The following is a 3,760-nucleotide window of genomic DNA, read 5'->3' as shown; positions in this document are numbered from 1 at the left end:
AGCATTCCCCAGGCTTGTACTTCTCTCGGCGTGGGAGAAAGCGCTCTTCGCCGCTGGGTCGATCAGTTGTCGCAGGAGCGTCAGGGTGTCACGCCCAAGGGCAAAGCCCTGACGCCAGAGCAACGCAAGATCCAGGAGCTCGAGGCTCGCTGTAAGCGCCTTGAGATGGAGAAAACTATATTAAAAAAGGCTACCGCTCTCTTGATGTCGGACGAAATGAATCGTACGCGCTGATAGACCAGTTGAGTGAGCAAATGCCTGTCGAGATGGTCTGCGCAGCGTTCGATGTTAGTCGTTCAAGCTATTACGATTACCGGCAACGCCGGGGTCGGATAGATATTGAACGGCTTGCCTTGAAAGCAAAAGTAAACCGGCTGTTTTCGAAGAGCCGGAGCTCTGCCGGTAGCCGGACCATGGTGGGTCTGCTCAGCGAGGAAGGCATAGCTGCTGGGCGCTTCAAGGTGCGGCGTCTGCTGAGCGAGCTGGGGCTGATTTGCAAACAGCCAGGGCCTCATGCTTACAAACAGGCGACGGTCGAGCGGATCGATATTCCGAACCATTTGGCCCGGGAGTTTGTGGTCGATCAACCTGATCAAGTCTGGTGTGGCGACATTACCTATGTATGGACCGGTCAGGCCTGGAGTTATCTTGCTGTAGTGCTGGATCTGTATGCGCGCCGTGTCGTTGGCTGGGCCATGTCAGCCAGACCAGATGCAGACCTTGTTGTAAAAGCGCTGGATCACGCCTGGGAACAGCGTGGTAGGCCGGACAAGGTCATGTTCCACTCGGACCAGGGAAGCCAGTACGCAAGCCGTAAGTTCCGCCAGCGGATCTGGAGATACCGCATGCAGCAGAGCATGAGCCGGCGTGGAAACTGTTGGGATAATGCCCCGATGGAAAGGCTGTTCAGAAGCCTGAAATCGGAGTGGATACCCGCCTTCGGCTATCGAAACATGTACGAAGCGCAAAGGGATATTGCTGACTACCTAATGGGCTATTACAACGAGCAACGACCGCATACGTTCAACGGTGGTGTATCGCCGGTAGCGGCGGAAGAAAAACTTAAAATACTGTCCGGTATCAGTTGACCACTACAATGGGGTAGAGTCATCATTTACTCTTGGATAAATGCCTTACACACGAGAGTGCCGGCCTTGATTTTGAGGCAGACGTGTATCGCCCATAGCGCGCCTAAGGTCTGCGCTTTTCTGACGAATCACGATTTACAAAGGGTAGCGACGCTTCTAAGGCTTCCTTCGACATTCCGTGCTTATATGCGTTGTATTGCCACCTGACGAACCGCTCCAGCAGCCTATCATTTTCAGCCTTCAGCCGGTTATTTTCGCCCTCAAGCCTTCGGATTCTCTGACCTGCAATATTTAAACTAGCGGGCCTTTTCGAAAAAACAGCGCCTGCTTTTATCTGCCCTTTTCGGGCTAGGTAAGCGTCTTTAATCTTTGCATGAGAGTTCAGGGTTTGTCGCGTTGGGCGTAAACCGACTATTTTCGCCCCTTCATCGCACAGCGTCTCCCACGTAAGCTTGCCCTCCCAGCTATCAATCAGCGTGACGAAAGCATCGATATCCTTACCGGTAAGATGTTTCGCCATATCTATTGCTCCTGTAACAATAAACGGATCTCATCGAGTTCCGGCGCCTTTGATTGAATCGTTTTAGTTGGCGAAGTTTGAGCTGCTATCGCTCGCTTAAGCTGGCTGTGTTCCTGCTCATTATTTAGCCAGATTGCAGCTCCGTCAGGAGTTTGAGGTGATTCCAGCACCTGGATAAGCTCGTCGGCCCTCGCTAAGCTTCTAAGCTGATGCTGGGTCCATCTGTCAGCTCCATAAATTCCTTCGCTCGAGGCGGTCTGGGATTTGTGCAGCTGTAGGGCGATATTTTCACGTTGCAGCTTGAGTCGCTCTAGTTTCTCAGTGTCGCCTTTGATGCATACCTGCTCACTGCAGTTCAAACAGTCACGGTGCTTCTGACACGGAACCATGGAAAAATCGTGCACGCAGTATCCGAACTCTGTTACGTGCGCTATCCCCTCACCCGTTGCCTGCAGATCGCTCAAGGTGACTGGCAGATTAGCCCTTATTTTAGCTGCCAAATTGCTGCCGATTCCGGCTTCTTGAGCAGAAGCGAGGTACTCGCTATCAGTCATATGGTTATAAACTGCATTTTGACCGATGTTTACCCTGCCTGACCATTTCGCTACATCAAGCTGTCCAAGATCACCTCGCTGAGCCGCTGTATTCAAAAAATGCCTGATTTGATGGGAGGTCATTCGAATAGGGGAGGAGTCGGTGTTTTGGTAACCATGGCGCTGCCAAATACTCTTCTTGCGACGTCCTGCGACTATTTTCAGGTCATTAGTAAACACATTATTATCAGGTACCCACAGAAGGATAGGACTAGTGTTCAAGTCTGGCCGGAGCTCATGAGCGCGGAAGCAACAAATCGCCTCCGAGTACTTGATACCGAGATCCTTGCTTAACCACGGCCAGTTTTTGGGGAGCTGGTTTAAGCAAAACTCGTGTAGAAACGAAAGGGTTAGCGGTCTCCCGGACTCTCTGAGCTGATGATAAGGCTCATAATTCTTAAAAAACGGTCTAACTGAATTCCCGTTATTAGGTTTAAGTCCAAGCGCAGCCTCTGTTTGCGTCAATGTCAGCGGCTCATGCTCATCGACATTCGGACAACCGTCATGTCTATAGAACTTATCTGGGTTCCCCTCGTAATATTTCGCTAACCGTCGGCCTGGCTCCGAGAGACAGGCCAGCCTGCGAATGCCTTCTATGGCAATGTCAGTAAAAGCTGTTGGTACCCATTTGATGTCAAACCCGAACCCCTTACCCGCCCACCAGCGTAAGCCTGTTCGCTCAATACCCTTACTGTCTATCTCTTTATGCACACAATTGACGGGCAATAACTGAACTTCAGAAATTCTGGATGGGGCACACATGAGGAGCGCAAAAATGGCAGTAGTGAAACGGTCCCGAGGGCTCTCTAGATCGTTAGCAAACATCTCTGCCATGAATTCAAGGTATTGGTCGGCTGGAATCTTCTCTGCACGCATTCTCTTTGACTCTGCGTCAGTTCTATCCAGCTCTCTAGGTTTTGAAAACGGATTTTTCCACGTGATATATCTGGGCACGATTCCAGATTCATTTAAAAAGCTGACAAGTTTTACCAGCTGAGAGCCTGCCTGATACGCGGTGGATTCATAACTACTCGCGACTTCCGCAGCGATATCTAACACTTGGACGTCGACCAAAGTGATATTAGCGCAGCCCCTCGTTTGAAGAAGCGCCTTTTCGATACAGCGAATTGCCTTTAGCTCGTTTTTTAGTTTGGTAGGATTATGTCCTTGCTGGTATCTAAGATAGGCTTTAGCGAACGGTAGGATTTCTTCATTGAGTATGTGCGCTGGACTATAGCCCCTGCTACGAGCACCAATCACTGTGAAATTTGCTACGCCCGGCCAATTTTCAGCATCCCAATCCAAATCTTTGCCAAAAACTGTCAACTTATAGCGACACATAAACACGAAATCGGCGAGATTTTTGAGGCAATCGCGCTCGTGCTTCGGCGTGAACAGTAAAACTTTAGACACTGTTTCCCTCATTTTTCATGTTTGAATCGCCCCCAGTATTCTAGACACTCGCCAGACTCTGGTAATGACGCTTTTCGTACTCGACCGGTGACAGGTCACCACTCGTGCCGTGCCGGCGCCTTGGGTTATAAAACATCTCAATGTAA

At 50.3% G+C, this 3,760-nt stretch carries 3 protein-coding genes; 1 reads left to right on the top strand and 2 read right to left on the bottom strand.

Annotated features, from left to right (window positions below; translation table 11 throughout):
* Positions 1 to 1,088 (top strand): IS3 family transposase gene (locus H4J77_RS19140; RefSeq protein ID WP_182250018.1). Its coding sequence is split into 2 segments (ribosomal slippage), with 1,089 coding nucleotides annotated over them: positions 1 to 181 and positions 181 to 1,088; the frame shifts between segments, so codons are not numbered across the junction. This gene is flagged as partial in the annotation.
* A gap of 103 nt (positions 1,089 to 1,191) precedes the next feature.
* Here the strand turns inward: H4J77_RS19140 and H4J77_RS19135 are convergent.
* Positions 1,192 to 1,608 (bottom strand): hypothetical protein, encoded by a 417-nt coding sequence (locus H4J77_RS19135; protein ID WP_182250015.1) that lies wholly within the window; start codon positions 1,606 to 1,608, stop codon positions 1,192 to 1,194.
* A 2-nt stretch (positions 1,609 to 1,610) separates the two neighbouring features.
* Positions 1,611 to 3,614, bottom strand: coding sequence for an integrase (locus H4J77_RS19130; RefSeq protein WP_182250013.1), 2,004 nt, complete (start codon positions 3,612 to 3,614; stop codon positions 1,611 to 1,613).
* Between the last annotated feature and the right edge of the window lie 146 nt (positions 3,615 to 3,760).

The organism is Pseudomonas sp. 5Ae-yellow (assembly GCF_014077575.1).
Lineage (GTDB): Bacteria > Pseudomonadota > Gammaproteobacteria > Pseudomonadales > Pseudomonadaceae > Halopseudomonas > Halopseudomonas neustonica.
Note: the sequence above shows the minus strand (reverse complement) of the source record. Positions and strands in the feature narration are given on the sequence as shown.